Here is a 15,539-nt window from a genome sequence, read left to right on the forward strand (position 1 = left end):
AAGCTACCAAAGATAGGAAAAGTGCCTATCAACTTGCATCGTCCTATCCCAGATGGGTTCAAGGTCAAGCAGGTGAGGGTACTGTCCAAGGTAAGAGGGACGCAATGGTATGTCGTCGTTACCATCGAATCGGACATATCGGTTCCCGATGCTCCGGTTCACGGTCGTGCGATTGGGATTGATCTGGGATTGGAACGGTTTTTGACGGTTTCAGATGGTAGCTTCCAGGAGCGACCCAAGTTTTTTAGGTCGATGCAACGCAAGCTGAAATTGCTGCAACGCAGAGCGGCACGAAAACAGAAGGGGTCACGAAACTGGGAGAAGGCACAAATCAAAGTTGCCAGAATGCACCATCGGATTGCGAACCGTCGTAAAGATTTCCACCTAAAGATGGCTCATAAGCTTTGTGACCAAGCGCAAACCATCTTTGCAGAAGACCTCAATGTCACAGGCTTGACAGGGGGAATGCTGCGAAAAGATTGTGTCGATGTCGCTTTTGGACAATTTCTGTCTCTGTTGGAATGGGTGTGCTGGAAACGTGGAGTGTACTTCGCTAAAGTCAACTCCAACGGGACTAGCCAAACCTGCCCAAGGTGTTTTGCCACTGTCAGTAAGGGGTTGAAGATTAGAGAGCATCATTGTCCTGAGTGTGGGTATCGAACTCATCGTGACCATGCAGCAGCAGAAATGGTTTTGCATCGTGGACTAGAGAATGTAGTAGCCCAGGGACTCTGGGGAACGGAAACAGCCTGCCAAGTCGTTCTGTCGGGGGTCTATGACCTAGATAAGTGGCGTGGGGCAGGAATGCCTAACCGTGAGGTTAGGAGGCCCGCGCTGTGCCGTAGGGTCAGCGTCGGGAGGATGTCACTCTGCTCGCGAGCTTCTCTCTGATTCTGCCCGATTTGGCAGCGAAAAACGCCGAACAGCTCAAGCCCAAAAAGCTCCCGTAGCTCACTTGGATCAAGAGTAGAAAGGGGATCCCCGTGCTCCTCCCAACCCTTTAGGTGTGAGCAGTTGCCCTCCCTCCTGGCCTGCTAACGCGAGAGTGCTCTGGATCCCGGCTCCCCCTTAGGCCCAGAGCATCAACCGCAGCTCGTAGGGATCGTGCATATCGGGGTGAAAGGGCAGCAAGCGGATGGCTAACCCTTGCAAGCCGCTGGCCTCATAGCAAATCTGGCCGGAAAAGATGGCCCGATCCTCCAGCGTCTCCACATAGCGCAGGGAGATTGCCTGTCCTTTCTGAATCTGGCCATCATCCTTGACCGGCCCCTGATAAGCTTGCACAATCACATCCTGAGGTTGCAGGGATCCCAGCCGCACTTCCACCGTCACGGTGAGGGGATCCCTGGCCATCACCACTTGGTCATCCTGTGCCAAGGCAAGGCCGGCAGCGGCAGCTTTCTTCGGGGTTTCGATCTGGACGTTGAGAACCTGGATGTTGTACCAATGCTCCTGCAGGTGGTTTTGCCAACGAACGAACTGGCGGGCCGACTCGAAGTGGTCACGGCGCATGCGGTCGAAGTAGTTGCTGAGAGGAATGTAGGCTCGCTGGACGTACTCCAACACCATGCGCTGCGTGCTGAACTGGGGGCAATTGAGGCGAATCGCCTGCTTCATGCGCTGGATCCACTGGTGGGGTAGGCCATCGCTGCCGCGCTGATAAAAGAGAGGGGCAACCTCTTGTTCCAGCAGGTCGTAGAGGGCATTCGACTCCACCTCATCTTGATAGGCGCGATCCTCATACTCCTCACCGCGGCCAATGGGCCAGCCGGTCTGGTAATAGTCAGCCTCGTCCCACCAGCCGTCCAAAATACTGAGGTTCTGTCCACCGTTGGCTGCCGCCTTCATGCCACTGGTGCCGCTGGCTTCACGGGGGCGCAAGGGGTTGTTCAGCCACACATCCACCCCGGCCACCATCAAGCTGGTGACATACATGTCGTAGTCCTCAATGAAAACCAAGCGCTGGCGAAACTCCGGCTGCCGCGACACCTGCACAATTTGGCGGATCAGCTCTTTGCCGGGTATGTCGCGGGGGTGGGCCTTGCCGGCAAAGATAAACTGCATCGGGTACTGAGGATGGTTGAGCAAAGCCTTGAGCCGTTCCAGGTTGTGGAACAAAAGGGTGGCCCGCTTGTAGGTGGCAAAGCGGCGGGCAAACCCAATGGTAAGCACCTCCGGGTTGAGGGCCTCAGAGGCCCGTTGGATCTCAGCCGCTGAGGCAGCCCGTTTCTGGAGCTGTTCCATCAAGCGCTCGCGGGTAAAGTTAATCAGGCGGGAGCGGCTGCGCTCGTGGGCCCGCCACAATTCCCCATCCGGAATCCGATCCACCTTTTTCCAGAGGGGATCCGAAGGAGGAGCCTCTGCCCAATCCGGCCCCAGGTAGCGGTCGTAGAGGGCTTGGTTCTCCTCCCCCACCCAGGTGCGGACATGTACCCCGTTGGTGATGGAAGTAATCGGCACTTCTTCCAGCGGGATCCCAGGCCACAGCCGGCTGAACATCTTGCGGGAAACCGCCCCATGCAGCTTGCTCACACCGTTCACAAAAGAGGCCATGTTGATGGCCAGCACTGCCATGCTGAAGGGAGATTGGAAGTCGCCAGTATTTTCCCGTCCCAAAGCCAAAAAGCGCTCCCGGCTCAGGCCCATCTGGCTGTAGTAGAAGCCGAGGTAGTAATCGATCTTGTCGGGCGGGAATAGGTCGATCCCGGCGGGCACCGGCGTGTGGGTGGTAAACATCTGGCTGGACTTGGCCACCTGCCAGGCCTCTTCAAAGCTCAGCCCCTGCTCCACCATCAACAGGCGAATCCGCTCTACTGCCAAAAAGGCGGAGTGCCCCTCGTTCATGTGGTAGACGGTGGGATGGATGCCAAGGGCGCGCAAAGCCCGCACACCGCCGATCCCCAGCATGATCTCCTGGTGGATGCGCAGATCTTGGTCGCCACCGTACAGCTCATCGGTGATGTCTTGGTCGTACTGGCTGTTGGGCTCGATGTTGGTGTCCAGAAGATAGAGGGGCACCCTCCCCACCGTCACCTTCCAAATGCGGGCGAACACCTTGCGGTTGGGATAATCCACCTCAATCCGAATTTCTTGACCCTCCGCATCCTTTTGCAGCTCCAGGGGCATGTTAAAGAAATCGTTAACTGGGTAGCGTTCCTGCTGCCAGCCGTCGGGGTTGAGGTACTGGCGAAAATAGCCCTTTTGGTAGAGCAAGCCCACACCCACCAGGGGCAAGCCCAGGTCGCTGGCCGCCTTGAGGTGATCCCCGGCCAAAACCCCCAAGCCGCCTGAGTAGAGGGGCAGACAATCGGCCAAACCAAACTCGGCCGAAAAATAAGCGTAGCACTCCCCTTCCACCGCTTGGGCCGAACGATACTTGCGGTACCAAGTGTCTTCCTGCAGATAGCTCTGCAGTTGTTGGCTGGCCCGTTCCAACTGGGCCAAAAAGCCGGGATCCTCCGCCAATTCATCCAGCCGTTCCTGCCGGATCCGGCCCAGAAGAGCCACCGGGTTGTGGGCACAGGCATCCCACAGATCGGGATCCATGCGCCGGAATAGGCTGCGGGTTTCTACGTTCCAACTAAAATGCAGGTTGTAAGCCAACAAGCGCAGACTTTCCAGCGGAGTAGGCAGGTAGGGAGTGACCTTAAACGTGCGTAGCGGCTTCATAAAGACTGGGAGGAGCGTTGTTTCCACTGTCAGGCTACCTTGCCCTCAGCCTGAGGGCGTGGCTTTTTAACTTGAATGTCGATTTGTAATCCAGTGGATGCCGAGCTGTAATCCAACGGCTGCTCGAACTCCCTCAGGGCTCTATTTGGGATGGATCCGACTGCGCCCCTGGCCGATACGATCGCTGCCATTGCCACTGCGGTGGTGCCTGAACAGGGCAGCGTGGGGATTGTGCGCCTTTCCGGGTCACGAGCCCTTCCCATTGTCCAAGCCATCTTTACCCCTGCCCGCCGCAACGCAGTCTGGGAGAGCCATCGGCTCCTCTACGGCTGGATCCGCGACGAGAAAGGCCAAATCCTAGACGAAGCGCTGGCCGTTTGGATGCAGGCCCCCCGCTCCTACACCCGCGAAGATGTGGCAGAGCTGCATTGCCACGGTGGCATCATGGTGGTTCAGGCCACGTTGCAACAATGCCTGCGGCAGGGGGCGCGGTTGGCCCAGCCGGGGGAGTTTAGCCTGCGCGCTTTTCTGAATGGCCGCATTGACCTCACCCAGGCCGAGAGTGTGGCCGATCTGGTGGCGGCCCGCTCTCCTCAGGCGGCCCGGATGGCCCTAGCAGGCTTGCAGGGTAAGTTAGGGGGATCCATTCGCGCCCTGCGCCAGGAGCTGCTGGGTTTATTGGCAGAAATTGAGGCTCGCCTCGACTTTGAAGAGGATCTGCCCCCCTTGGACGTTGCTGCTTGGCAGGCCCGGCTCCAAGCTATTCAAGCCCAGATGCAAGCCCTGCTGGCCACGGCAGAACGGGGACAACTGCTGCGCACCGGGGTGAAGGTGGCCATTGTCGGGAGGCCCAATGTGGGCAAGTCCAGCCTGCTCAATGCTTGGTCAGGACAGGATCGGGCCATCGTCACCGATCTGCCCGGCACCACCCGCGACGTGGTGGAATCCCACCTGGTGGTGAAAGGGATCCCCGTTCAACTGCTGGACACTGCCGGCATCCGCGCCACCGAAGATCCGGTGGAACGGCTGGGGGTGGAGCGCTCCCAACGCCTAGCCCAGGCTGCCGATGTGCTGGTGCTGGTCATCGACGCCCAAGCGGGCTGGACGGCTGCCGACGCCGCCATCTACGAGTCGATCCGCCATCGCCCCCTCATCCTGGTGATCAACAAAACCGACCTCGCCCCGCCAGAGGGGATCCCTCTCCCCCCCGAGATTGCCCACCGCGTCCCCGCCGTTGCCGCCCAAGGGAAAGGGATCCCGGAGCTGGAAAGAGCCCTGGAGCAGCTCGTCACCCAGGGACGTCCCCAGCCCAATCTGGAGATAAGCCTGAACCAGCGGCAGGCCGCTGCCCTCCAACAAGCCCAAGCCAGCCTGGAACAGGTGGGGCAGGCCATCCAAGCTCAGCTCCCCCTGGACTTTTGGAGCATCGACCTACGGGGCGCCCTACATGCCCTTGGCCAGATCACCGGCGAGGAGATCTCGGAATCAGTGCTGGATCAGATTTTCAGCCGCTTCTGCATCGGTAAGTAGCTCTCCTAACTCATACTCATTTTGAGTTTGTGTTACTATGGGCTCAGTTGGGAAGCCGAAGCGGATCCCCGATAATGGAAACACAATTAGGAGATTAGGCATGGTTACCGCCGAGAAAACCCGTCTCTACCCCACCCGGATCGACTTGCCGGCAGAGGCTCGCGCGCAACTGGTGGAGCTGCTCAACCAGTCCTTGGCAGACACGTTGGATCTGAAGACGCAGGTGAAACAGGCCCACTGGAACGTTAAAGGCATGCACTTCATCGCCTTGCACGAGATGTTCGACACTTTTGCCAGCACCCTGGAAAACTACGTGGACATGCTGGCGGAACGGGTTACGGCGCTGGGGGGCATCGCCCGCGGCACGGCTCGCATCGTTGCCCAAACCTCCACCTTGCCGGAGTACGATCTGGCCGCTGAAGAGGGTCGGGATCACCTGCAGGCTTTGGCAGCCCGTTACGCTCAATATGCAGCTTCCGTCCGCCGCAACATTGACCGCACCACCGAACTGGGGGATGCCGACACAGCAGACCTGTTCACCGAGATCTCGCGCCAGATTGACAAAGATCTTTGGTTTATCGAGGCTCACCTGCAGGCGTGACGCCAGCGAGGCCAGTCACAGGCAAGTGGATCAAGCAAAATGGGCGTTAACGTTCCCCTCCTGTATTTGGTGGCTCTGGCCGGTATCCTCGGCGTGGCGGGCTTCTTTGTCCTGCGGGAGGTGCTGCGGGTACGGGCCCAGGAAAAGGTCATCCGTGAGCTGCAGCCCCGCCTGAGCAAAGGCAAGGGATCCCCGCAGGAGCACTACGAGTTGGGCAGCGTCTATTTGCAAAAAGGCCTCTACGACCAGGCGGTTGCCCAGCTTAAAAAAGCCCTAGAAGTGGCCGGGGAGAACATTCCCCCCGTCTGCAACGCCCTCGGTTTTGCCTACTTCAGCCAGGGGCAGTACGACTTGGCCATCCGTTACTACAAGGATGCCGTGGCTGCGGATCCCGGTTATGTAACTGCTTGGAACAATCTGGCCCATGCCTATGAGAAGAAAAATCTCTATGGCCCAAGCTTGGAAGCTTACGAAACTGCCCTGAAGTTGGATCCCCGAAATGCCATTGCTAAGCGGCGCTCGGAGTCTCTGCGCAAACGGTTGCAGCCCAGCCCCTGAGGATCCCATCTGCAATTTCATCCGCAGAAATACTCTTGACCGCAGCACAGTTGTCCATAGGAGTTGGCTCTAAAGACTCCATCCTGCCTGTGCAGGCACTTCCTTATCCTCTCAAAAGAAGATTGATAATACTGAAATCTTGAGCGCAAATGTAAGATCCGGTATCGTGTTGCCTGGGCTGGTATTATGTCTTAAATAAAACGAGAGGCCATTTCATGGATTCGCAATCGGTAGCACCTGTGGTTTTGGTGATCCTGGATGGCTGGGGTTATCGGGATGCTCTCGATGGCAACGCGGTGCTGGCTGCGGAAACCCCTGTCCTGGATAGCCTTTGGGCTGCCTATCCCCACACCCTGCTGCAAGCTTCGGGTCGGGCCGTGGGCCTGCCAGCAGGACAGATGGGCAACTCTGAAGTCGGGCACCTGACCTTGGGGGCAGGGCGGGTGGTGCCGCAGGAATTGGTGCGCATCAGCGACGCGATAGAGACAGGATCCCTCTTCCAGGATCCCTTGTTGATGCAAGTTTGTCGCCAGCTCAGAGAGCGAGGGGGCCGTTTTCACTTCGTTGGCCTTTGCTCCGAGGGGGGGGTTCACTCCCACATCGACCATCTCTATGGGTTGCTCAAGCTGGCGGCCCAGGCTGAGATTCCGGCCTATGTCCACGCCATCACCGATGGCCGCGACACCTTGCCCCGCGATGGTGCCAGGGTTCTGGCCGCCCTGGAAAAAGAGCTGCAATGGCTGGGCAATGGCGTCATCGCCACCCTGAGCGGACGCTACTACGCCATGGATCGGGATCGCCGTTGGGAGCGCACCCAAAAGGCCTACGAGATCATGACCCAAGACGGCCCTGGCCGTGGACAAAGCGCCGCGGAGGTGATGGAAGCTTTCTATGCCCAGGATCTCACAGACGAGTTCATCCCGCCCACCCGCCTGGCTCCGGGGGCTGTGCAGCCGGGAGATGCGGTGCTTTTCTTCAACTTCCGCCCAGATCGCGCCCGCCAACTTACCCAAGCCTTTGTCTGCCCAGACTTTTCGGGTTTTCAACGCCCCTTGCTGCCGGCTCTCACCTTCATCACCATGACTCAGTACGAGGCGGATCTGCCGGTGCAGGTGCTGTTCAAGCCCCAGAACCTGAATCACCTGCTGGGCCAAGTGGTGAGCGAGGCCGGCCTCAAGCAATTGCGCATTGCCGAGACGGAAAAATACGCCCATGTCACCTACTTCTTCAACGGCGGCATCGAGCAGCCCTTCCCCGGCGAAGATCGCATCCTGGTGCAAAGCCCGCTGGTGACCACCTACGACCAGGCGCCGGAGATGTCGGCAGTGGAAGTGACCGACAAGGCGATAGAGGCCATCGCCCGCCGCGAATACAGCCTGGTGGTGCTCAACTATGCCAACCCCGACATGGTAGGTCACACTGGCAACTACGAAGCCACCATCCGCGCCCTGGAAACGGTGGATCGCTGTTTGGGCCGGCTGCTGGCGGCAGTGGTAGATGCGGGAGGCACTACTTTGATCCTGGCGGATCATGGCAATGCAGAGCTGATGTGGGATGAGAACGGCAACCCCTGGACGGCCCACACCACCAACCCCGTTCCCTGCATTCTGGTGGAGGGGGAAAGGCGCAAAATCCCCGGCTGTGGCGGCGATGTCAAGTTGCGCTCCAACGGCACTTTGGCTGATGTGGCCCCCACCCTGCTGGAGATCTTGGGCCTGCCTCAGCCCCCCGAAATGACAGGACGTTCGCTTTTGCAGCCGGCAGAATACACCATCCTCCAGCGGCAACCCAGTCCTGTGGGGCGGTAGGTGCCAGGGATCCCTTACTCCGTCACTGGGATCCCTTCTTGGGCCAGCCATGCTGTTAGCTCTCCCCAGTTGCGATAGACAGCCAGAACCCGTGAGCGATCGGGGTGATAGGGGGCAGCCAAGCGCTCCAACTGCAAAAAGCGGGCCTGGGGAGGGATCACCGCCGCTTCGGGATCGGGGGGAGTGGGTCGGCGCAAGGAGCTGCTGTAGCCGCGGTAGATCAGCACCAGATCAGACTCTCCCTCGCTTTCCACCTCCACCCGTAGCACCTCTTGCGGGTGGTCTTGGCTATAGCGCTCCAAGGCCAAGGGCCAAGGCAGGGCCCTCATGCTTCCAGTTCCCCCTTATCAGTTCCAGGTCGCAGCCGCCAGACAAAGTAGAGGCTGTAGAGCAGGTAGGCCACCAGCCCCCAGGCCCCCACGCTCCCCAGCAGCTCCGGCGATACATTGGGATGGAAGATCTCCCGAAACCCCAGCGGTGGCCCAAACCAAGCCCGGCACTCCTCTGGCAGAGAAGTGCGGAAAGCACAGGGCACAAAGGCCCCCGAAAAGAGGATCCCGGCCCCCATATAACCAGTCAGGCCCCACCGCCAGAGCAAAAAGGCTCGCGCCGCCCAGGTTCTCGACTGCTCGAGAGCAGCACTCCAGTCCCGCCAAAACCAAAGACAAACCAAGATCAACAGCCGCGCCATTGCTCCACTGAGAAAGCTGACGGGCAGGCCCCCAATCATCAGGTACACCGTCACCGCCAAGAGGCTCGATACCCGCCAATAAACGATCAATAGCTGAATCAAGGGCCGCAACCCCACCGCAAAAGCCCAAATCAGCAGCAGCAATGGCATCACCACCGTCAGCGCCACTGCCAAGCGGTAGTCCAGCCAGATTGCATCCACCAGCCAACTCTGGGGAGTCATCCTCACCCTCTGCCACTCCTGCCCCTTAGTATATGAAACCTGGGGGATCCAGGACGGGACACAGAGAGTTACGGAATGTTAACGCCTGCTGACCATCCCCAGCAAAACTTTACACCAGACAGCTTTCAGAAAGTTTTCCATTTTGCCGCTACCGATCCCCGAAAGTGGTAGATTCTTAGCTAGCTCCTCAGAGGAGTATCCCTGTCGTTCGGAAGGCCAGCTGCCTGTCTGAGCGACCAGCGGAGTCTCCTTCGGACCTTGGCCCAACTTAATCTCATTAAGTATTGTTACTTAATCGTGTTATCTTGGGTTAAGGTCAAACCTTGAGAGGCATGACCTCGAAACCATGGCCCGTTCTTCTAGACTCCTCTCTCACAGTTCTACCCGTTGGAAGGCGACCCAGTGGAAGCCCAGACCACTGCCTCCCTTGGAGAATGCACCTCCTTCTCCGAAGCGGGAGGAAGAGACAGGGGATCCAGTTGCGTCAGAGCCACCCCTTGCCCTGGGGAAGCCCGATTTGGCGAGGAAGGTGAAGGGTGGAGCTAGGGGGGCAGCAGTTGCTGGCAGCGGGAGCTATGAAGCGCTGCAGCTGTGGCTGGTGCTGGTTACCTTGGGGGTAAGTCTGGCCATTGCCGTGGGAGTGGCCCTGGTTTACTCTCTGGGGGTAGCTGCCAACTACTTGCTGGGGGCAGTTGTTGGCGTGGTTTATCTGCGCATGCTGGGCCGCGGCGTAGCGGAGCTGGGCAAAAGCCGCAACCGTTTGGGGGTGACGCGTTTGGCTCTGTTTGTCGGGCTGATCGTTTTAGCCACTCAGGTGAAGTCTTTACAGATATTGCCCATTTTCCTGGGGTTCATGACCTACAAGGTCACCCTGCTCATTCATCTTGTCCAGACCTTGACCCGTTCATCTTCTTCTGTGTGATGCCCATGAACCTGTCCTTCTCCTCTCCTCCTCTTTTGGCAGAACTCGAGGTCGGCCATCACCTTTACTGGCACCTGGGCAAATTCACGGTTCACGGGCAGGTTTTGATCGCCAGCTGGATCGCCATTGCCCTGATCTTGACGGTGGTTATCTTGGGCACCCGTCAACTGCAGCGGGAGCCGGCTGGTCTGCAAAACTTTGTCGAGTATGCCCTGGAATTTGTGCAGAGCATTGCCCGTGCCCAGATTGGCGAGAAAAACTTCCGGCCCTGGGTACCCTATGTCGGCACCTTGTTCCTGTTCATCTTCGTCTCCAACTGGATGGGCAACCTCTTCCCCTGGAAGTTAATTCCCCTGCCGGAAGGGGAGTTGGCCTCCCCCACCAACGACATCAACACCACTGCCGGGTTGGCGCTGCTCACCAGCATCATGTATTTCGTAGCCGGCATCAGCAAGCGGGGGCTGTCTTACTTCAAAAAGTACATCGAGCCTACCCCGATTCTGCTGCCCATCAACGTTTTAGAAGATTTCACCAAGCCCCTTTCCCTGAGTTTCCGTCTATTCGGCAACATCCTGGCCGAAGAGCTGGTGATAGCGGTGTTGGTGTTGCTGGTGCCTCTGTTTATCCCAGTGCCGGTGATGATTTTGTTTCTGTTTACGGGGGCAATTCAGGCTTTGATCTTCTCAACCCTCTCGGCAGCTTACATTGGAGAGGCGCTGGAAGGTCATGGAGGAGGGGATCACCACGATTGATCCCGCTGGTCGGTCGATCCATCTTGAACCTTTTCGGGAGGATCATCTCAAATGGGTCAGCGCAAGGGATCCCTTCTTTTGGTAAGGTTTGTTGGGGCTGACAGATTGGTTCTGAAAGCCGCCGACAAGGGAGTGATTTGAGGCTGTAGTGTATCAGACCCGATCACCTCTGAAGCTCAAGAGACGTTGTTGTTGTGTCAATCACCAAGGAGCATCTCACTATGGATCCGTTAACCTCTGCTGCTTCTGTTCTGGCTGCTGCTCTGGCCATTGGCCTGGGATCCCTGGGTCCTGGGATCGGACAGGGGAACGCCGCTGCTGCTGCGATGGAAGGGGTGGCCCGCCAACCTGAGGCGGAAGACAAGATCCGCGGCAACCTGCTGGTTAGCCTGGCCTTCATGGAAGCTCTGACCATCTACGGCTTGGTGGTGGCTTTGGTGCTCTTGTTTGCCAACCCCTTCGCCTAGTGTCCTACGGGGGCGGGCCGCAGCGATGGCCGAGGTGAGCCATATCCGCCCCCCAACCCGGCCTGACGGTAGACCTAAGTTTCTGTTGGGGTCATAACACCCATGCTCTTCCAAACTCTATTGGCTGTTGAAGCGGCTGAAAAAGGTGGTCTTTTCGATCTGGATGCCACCCTGCCCCTGATTGCCATTCAGTTTTTGCTGTTGGTGGCAGTGCTCAACTCCCTCTTCTATGAGCCGGTTACGCGGGCTATCGACAGCCGCAGCGACTACATCCGCACCACTCAAGCGGAAGCCCAAGAGCGGTTGGACAAGGCGGTGTCGTTGACCCGACAGTATGAGTCTGAGATCAGCCAGGCCCGCTTGCAAGCCCAGCAGGTGATCGCTGAGGCAGAGGCTGCAGCTGCTCGCATTCGTTCCGAGAAACTGGCTGCTGTGCAGTCAGAGATCCAGCAGAAGCTGGAGGCGGCGCGGCTACAGGTCGAGCAAGAGAAGCAGGCAGCCCTCGAACAGCTGCAGCAGCAGGTGGATGCCATTGCCGCCCAGATTACCCAGAAACTGTTGGGCAGTGCTCGTTAGATCGCTGGTTGGAAGTACTTTTGGAGGAGCTTGCGATGCCTGTGTGGAGTTGGGTGGCCGGTTGGATCTTGGCTGTGGCCGAGACCACGGAGCTACTCCCAGAAGCCAAGGCAGGAGAGGGGGATCTCTTGGCCAAGATTCTCGAGAGCAACCTGATCAACATCGCGATCATTCTCACCTTGCTGTTTATCTTGGGTCGCAAAGTGGTGGGAGAAGCCCTGGCCAAGCGGCGGGAGGGGATCCTAGAAGAACTGCGGCAGGCGGAGCAGCGCAAACAGGAAGCCATCGAGAAGCTGGCGGAGGAGCAGCAAAAGCTGGCCCAGGCTCAGCAGGAGGCTGAACGTATCCGCAAGCAGGCGGAAGCCAACGCCGAAGCCCGTCGGCAAGAGTTGTTGGAGCAGGCGGAGCGGGAAGTGGAGCGGCTGCGGGCCAATGCCGAGAAAGAGTTGTCCAGCGAGCAGGAGCGGATTCTTCAAGAGTTGCGTCGGCAGATCGTTCGCCAAGCCTTGAGCAAGGTGGAGCAGGAGCTGCCGCAGCACCTCAACGAAGAGGTTCACCGCAGCCTGATCGAGAAAGGGATCCAAATGATTGCCCGCTAGCTCTCAAGGAGGAGAAAGGTATGATCAGCAGCACAATGGCCGAGAAGGTGGTGGATCCCTATGCCGAGGCTCTCATTGCTCTTGGGTCAGGCCAGGGATTGCTGGACACTTTTGCCGCCGATATGCGCTTTATTGCCGAGGTTTTGCGGGCTACGCCGGAGCTGGGCCAGTTTCTCGCCAACCCGGTGATCAAGGCCGAGGCCAAAAAGAACCTGCTGCAGCAAGTATTTGCCGATCAGATCCACCCTCTGCTGCTGAATGCGCTGAAGTTGTTGACCGACCGCCGCCGTATCATGTTTCTCGGGGCCGTCTGCCGGCGCTTTTTGGATCTGCAACGGAAGCTCCAGAACATTGTCCTGGCCGAAGTGACGACGGCGATACCCTTGACGGAAGCTCAGCAGCAATCGATTCGCGAGCGGGTGATGGACTTCACCCAGGCCAGCGGTGTGGAGTTGCAAGCCACTCAGGATCCGGAGCTGCTGGGAGGGGTGGTCATCAAGATTGGATCCCAGGTGATCGACCTCAGCTTGCGTGGACAGTTGCGCCGGCTGGCCTTGCAGTTGGCCTAAGTTGTTTTTTGAGGATCCCTTCCCGTTACCTTGAGAGGACTGCTATGCCTACCATTCGCCCAGACGAGATTAGCACCATCATCAAACAGCAGATTGAGCAGTACAACCAGGAGATGCAGGTCTCCAATGTGGGGACAGTTCTGCAGGTGGGGGATGGCATTGCCCGCATCTACGGTTTGGATAAGGTGATGGCCAGCGAGCTGCTGGAATTTGAGGATGGCACCACCGGTATTGCCCTCAACCTGGAAGAAGACAACATCGGTGCCGTGCTGATCGGCTCCGGGCGGAATATCCAAGAGGGATCCACCGTCAAATCCACGGGCAAGATTGCCAGCATCCCCGTGGGGGAAGCCCTCTTGGGCCGCGTGGTGGATCCCCTGTGCAACCCCCTCGACGGCAAAGGCCCGATCCAGTGTACGGAGTCTCGCCTGATCGAATCTCCGGCACCTGGCATTGTCGATCGCCGCTCCGTGTACGAGCCTCTGCAAACCGGCATTACCGCCATCGATGCCCTGATCCCCATCGGGCGGGGGCAGCGGGAACTGATCATCGGCGACCGCCAAACCGGCAAGACCACCGTTGCTGTGGACACAATCCTGAACCAAAAAGGGCAGGATGTGATCTGCATTTACGTGGCCATTGGTCAGAAGCAGAGCACCATCGCCCAGGTGGTGGGCATCCTGACCGAGCGAGGGGCTATGGACTACAGCATTGTGGTGGCTGCCGGCGCCGATAGTCCAGCTCCGTTGCAGTGGCTGGCCCCCTACTGTGGCGCCACCATTGCTGAATACTTCATGTACCAGGGCAAACACACCCTGGTGGTCTATGACGACCTCTCCAAGCAGGCGGTGGCTTATCGGCAAATGTCGCTGCTGCTGCGCCGTCCACCCGGTCGGGAAGCTTATCCTGGGGATGTGTTCTACCTGCACTCGCGGCTATTGGAGCGAGCCGCCAAGCTGAGCAGCCAACTGGGAGAGGGATCCATGACGGCGCTGCCGATCGTGGAAACCCAGGCCAATGACGTGTCGGCCTACATTCCCACCAATGTTATCTCCATCACCGATGGGCAGATCTTCTTGGAATCGGATCTGTTCAACGCTGGCATCCGCCCGGCCATCAACGTCGGGATTTCCGTCAGCCGCGTCGGCTCGGCAGCTCAGACCAAGGCGATGAAAAAGGTGGCTGGCTCCATCAAGGTGGAACTGGCCCAATTTCGGGATCTGGAGGCCTTTGCCCAATTTGCCTCTGACCTGGATGAGGCTACCCAAAAGCAACTGGCCCGCGGCCAACGGCTGCAGGAGTTGCTGAAGCAGCCACAGTACTCTCCCCTGTCTCTGGATCAGCAGGTGGCCATTATCTATGCGGGGACGCGAGGCTATTTGGATGACATTCCGGTGGAGAAGGTCTCCAGCTTCAAACAGGGCCTTTTGGCTTACCTGGGCACCACCCATCCCAAGTATGGCGAGATCGTCCTCTCCACCAAGCAACTCACCGACGAGGCAGAAGAAATCTTGAAAACGGCGATCACAGAGTTCAAGCAGAGCTTCGTGGCCAAGGCGGCCTAGGGTGACGCGGATCTCTCCTGGCCCGGATCCCTGTCGACCACCAAAATAGAGGGAGTAGGTTATGGCAAACCTCAAGCGCATCCGCGATCGCATCAAGGCGGTGAAAAACACCCGCAAAATTACCGAGGCCATGCGGCTGGTGGCAGCAGCTCGGGTGCGGCGCGCCCAAGAGCAAGTGATGGCCACCCGTCCCTTTGCCGACCGACTGGCCCAGGTTTTCTATCGGCTGCAAACTCGGCTGCGGCTGGAAGATGTCAACTTGCCTCTGCTGAAGCAGCGCCCCATCCAGACGGTGGGGCTGTTGGTGGTGGCCGGGGATCGGGGCTTGTGCGGAGCCTACAACGCCAACGTGATTAAGCGCACCGAGGAGCGGGTTCGCGAGCTGCAGGAGACAGGGCAGCAGGTGCAGCTTTACCTGGTGGGCCGCAAGGCGGTGCAGTATTTCCAGCGGCGCTCCGCTCCCATCGCCAAGACCTACGTGAATTTGTCGCAGATCCCCACGGCGGCTGAGGCTGCCCAGATTGGGGATCAGCTCCTCTCGGCCTTCTTGTCGGAGAAGGTGGACAAGGTAGAGCTGCTCTACACCCGTTTTGTCTCTTTGATCAGCTCCCGTCCGGTGGTGCAATCCCTGTTGCCCCTCGATCCGTCGCGGTTGGCCACTCAAGACGATGAAATTTTTCGTCTTTTGGTGCGGGGCGGAGAGTTTACTGTCGAGCGCAGCAAAGTCATCGCAGCGGTCTCGGCCCCACCTCAGGACATGATCTTTGAGCAGGATCCCGTGCAGATTTTGGATGCACTGCTGCCGCTGTACCTGAACAACCAGTTGCTACGGGCCTTGCAGGAGGCGGCGGCCAGCGAATTGGCAGCTCGCATGACGGCCATGAACAACGCCAGCGACAATGCCAGCGAGCTCATTCGCACGCTGGGTCTTGCCTACAACAAAGCTCGCCAGGCGGCTATTACCCAGGAGATCCTGGAGGTGGTGGCCGGAGCGGAGGCCTTGTAGGGTT

General features: G+C 58.7%; 16 protein-coding genes. 13 read left to right on the forward strand and 3 right to left on the reverse strand.

Annotated features, from left to right (window positions below; all coding sequences use genetic code 11):
* Positions 1–21 precede the first annotated feature (21 nt).
* Positions 22–891 carry an RNA-guided endonuclease InsQ/TnpB family protein gene (locus tag ACVWY9_RS00005; protein ID WP_457387293.1) on the forward strand — a complete coding sequence of 290 codons (870 nt, stop codon included), beginning with the start codon at positions 22–24 and terminating at the stop codon, positions 889–891.
* Between the two features lie 177 nt (positions 892–1,068).
* Here the strand turns inward: ACVWY9_RS00005 and glgP are convergent, their stop codons facing one another.
* A complete protein-coding gene (glgP, locus tag ACVWY9_RS00010; protein WP_457387077.1) occupies positions 1,069–3,669 on the reverse strand; it encodes an alpha-glucan family phosphorylase in 2,601 nt (866 codons plus the stop codon).
* 150 nt (positions 3,670–3,819) lie between these two features.
* Between glgP and mnmE the strand changes: the two genes are divergently transcribed.
* The 4 genes from mnmE (at position 3,820) to gpmI (ending at position 8,166) form a co-directional block, all read left to right on the forward strand.
* A complete protein-coding gene (gene mnmE / locus ACVWY9_RS00015; protein ID WP_457387079.1) occupies positions 3,820–5,199 on the forward strand; it encodes a tRNA uridine-5-carboxymethylaminomethyl(34) synthesis GTPase MnmE in 1,380 nt (459 codons plus the stop codon).
* Positions 5,200–5,299: 100 nt separating this feature from the next.
* Positions 5,300–5,800, forward strand: coding sequence for a DNA starvation/stationary phase protection protein Dps (gene dps, locus ACVWY9_RS00020; protein ID WP_414330477.1), 501 nt, complete (start codon positions 5,300–5,302; stop codon positions 5,798–5,800).
* A gap of 39 nt (positions 5,801–5,839) precedes the next feature.
* Complete coding sequence (locus tag ACVWY9_RS00025; RefSeq protein ID WP_414522997.1) at positions 5,840–6,358, forward strand: tetratricopeptide repeat protein; 519 nt, start codon at positions 5,840–5,842, stop codon at positions 6,356–6,358.
* A 215-nt stretch (positions 6,359–6,573) separates the two neighbouring features.
* Complete coding sequence (gpmI, locus tag ACVWY9_RS00030) at positions 6,574–8,166, forward strand: 2,3-bisphosphoglycerate-independent phosphoglycerate mutase (RefSeq protein ID WP_011434228.1); 1,593 nt, start codon at positions 6,574–6,576, stop codon at positions 8,164–8,166.
* Between the two features lie 14 nt (positions 8,167–8,180).
* Here gpmI and ACVWY9_RS00035 read toward each other — a convergent pair whose 3' ends face one another.
* Entirely contained in the window at positions 8,181–8,495 is a 315-nt protein-coding gene (locus tag ACVWY9_RS00035) for a DUF7734 family protein (RefSeq protein WP_414330481.1), read from the reverse strand.
* Complete coding sequence (locus tag ACVWY9_RS00040) at positions 8,492–9,079, reverse strand: DUF3177 family protein (RefSeq protein WP_011434226.1); 588 nt, start codon at positions 9,077–9,079, stop codon at positions 8,492–8,494. Before ACVWY9_RS00040 ends, ACVWY9_RS00035 begins: the two co-directional genes overlap by 4 nt.
* A 517-nt stretch (positions 9,080–9,596) precedes the next feature.
* Here ACVWY9_RS00040 and ACVWY9_RS00045 point away from each other — a divergent pair.
* The 8 genes from ACVWY9_RS00045 to ACVWY9_RS00080 all read left to right on the forward strand — a co-directional run bounded on the left by ACVWY9_RS00045 (position 9,597) and on the right by ACVWY9_RS00080 (position 15,535).
* Entirely contained in the window at positions 9,597–10,001 is a 405-nt protein-coding gene (locus ACVWY9_RS00045) for a hypothetical protein (protein ID WP_238376806.1), read from the forward strand.
* A gap of 5 nt (positions 10,002–10,006) precedes the next feature.
* Positions 10,007–10,753 carry a F0F1 ATP synthase subunit A gene (gene atpB, locus ACVWY9_RS00050; protein ID WP_414330483.1) on the forward strand — a complete coding sequence of 249 codons (747 nt, stop codon included), beginning with the start codon at positions 10,007–10,009 and terminating at the stop codon, positions 10,751–10,753.
* Between the two features lie 221 nt (positions 10,754–10,974).
* Positions 10,975–11,220 carry an ATP synthase F0 subunit C gene (gene atpE / locus ACVWY9_RS00055; protein WP_235280127.1) on the forward strand — a complete coding sequence of 82 codons (246 nt, stop codon included), beginning with the start codon at positions 10,975–10,977 and terminating at the stop codon, positions 11,218–11,220.
* A gap of 102 nt (positions 11,221–11,322) precedes the next feature.
* A complete protein-coding gene (locus ACVWY9_RS00060) occupies positions 11,323–11,796 on the forward strand; it encodes a F0F1 ATP synthase subunit B' (protein WP_414388770.1) in 474 nt (157 codons plus the stop codon).
* 35 nt (positions 11,797–11,831) lie between these two features.
* The gene (locus tag ACVWY9_RS00065; RefSeq protein WP_457384612.1) at positions 11,832–12,395 is read left to right on the forward strand and encodes a F0F1 ATP synthase subunit B; all 564 of its coding nucleotides are present in this window, start codon (positions 11,832–11,834) and stop codon (positions 12,393–12,395) included.
* A gap of 20 nt (positions 12,396–12,415) precedes the next feature.
* On the forward strand, positions 12,416–12,964 hold the full coding sequence (gene atpH / locus ACVWY9_RS00070; protein WP_414330491.1) for an ATP synthase F1 subunit delta: 549 nt from the start codon (positions 12,416–12,418) through the stop codon (positions 12,962–12,964).
* Positions 12,965–13,008: 44 nt separating this feature from the next.
* Positions 13,009–14,529: a F0F1 ATP synthase subunit alpha gene (gene atpA / locus ACVWY9_RS00075; RefSeq protein ID WP_414357040.1), complete on the forward strand. Its 1,521-nt coding sequence runs from the start codon at positions 13,009–13,011 to the stop codon at positions 14,527–14,529.
* 61 nt (positions 14,530–14,590) lie between these two features.
* Complete coding sequence (locus ACVWY9_RS00080; protein WP_414330493.1) at positions 14,591–15,535, forward strand: F0F1 ATP synthase subunit gamma; 945 nt, start codon at positions 14,591–14,593, stop codon at positions 15,533–15,535.
* The last annotated feature ends 4 nt before the right edge of the window (positions 15,536–15,539 follow it).

It is taken from the genome of Thermostichus sp. OS-CIW-31, from assembly GCF_054060305.1.

Excerpts from the sequence above, each read along its gene's own strand:
- glgP (WP_457387077.1), bottom strand. The coding sequence starts at position 3,669 with ATGAAGCCGCTACGCACGTTTAAGGTCACTCCCTACCTGCCTACTCCG.
- mnmE (WP_457387079.1), top strand. The coding sequence starts at position 3,820 with ATGGATCCGACTGCGCCCCTGGCCGATACGATCGCTGCCATTGCCACT.
- dps (WP_414330477.1), top strand. The coding sequence starts at position 5,300 with ATGGTTACCGCCGAGAAAACCCGTCTCTACCCCACCCGGATCGACTTG.
- ACVWY9_RS00025 (WP_414522997.1), top strand. The coding sequence starts at position 5,840 with ATGGGCGTTAACGTTCCCCTCCTGTATTTGGTGGCTCTGGCCGGTATC.
- gpmI (WP_011434228.1), top strand. The coding sequence starts at position 6,574 with ATGGATTCGCAATCGGTAGCACCTGTGGTTTTGGTGATCCTGGATGGC.
- ACVWY9_RS00035 (WP_414330481.1), bottom strand. The coding sequence starts at position 8,495 with ATGAGGGCCCTGCCTTGGCCCTTGGCCTTGGAGCGCTATAGCCAAGAC.
- ACVWY9_RS00040 (WP_011434226.1), bottom strand. The coding sequence starts at position 9,079 with ATGACTCCCCAGAGTTGGCTGGTGGATGCAATCTGGCTGGACTACCGC.
- atpB (WP_414330483.1), top strand. The coding sequence starts at position 10,007 with ATGAACCTGTCCTTCTCCTCTCCTCCTCTTTTGGCAGAACTCGAGGTC.
- atpE (WP_235280127.1), top strand. The coding sequence starts at position 10,975 with ATGGATCCGTTAACCTCTGCTGCTTCTGTTCTGGCTGCTGCTCTGGCC.
- ACVWY9_RS00060 (WP_414388770.1), top strand. The coding sequence starts at position 11,323 with ATGCTCTTCCAAACTCTATTGGCTGTTGAAGCGGCTGAAAAAGGTGGT.
- ACVWY9_RS00065 (WP_457384612.1), top strand. The coding sequence starts at position 11,832 with ATGCCTGTGTGGAGTTGGGTGGCCGGTTGGATCTTGGCTGTGGCCGAG.
- atpH (WP_414330491.1), top strand. The coding sequence starts at position 12,416 with ATGATCAGCAGCACAATGGCCGAGAAGGTGGTGGATCCCTATGCCGAG.
- atpA (WP_414357040.1), top strand. The coding sequence starts at position 13,009 with ATGCCTACCATTCGCCCAGACGAGATTAGCACCATCATCAAACAGCAG.
- ACVWY9_RS00080 (WP_414330493.1), top strand. The coding sequence starts at position 14,591 with ATGGCAAACCTCAAGCGCATCCGCGATCGCATCAAGGCGGTGAAAAAC.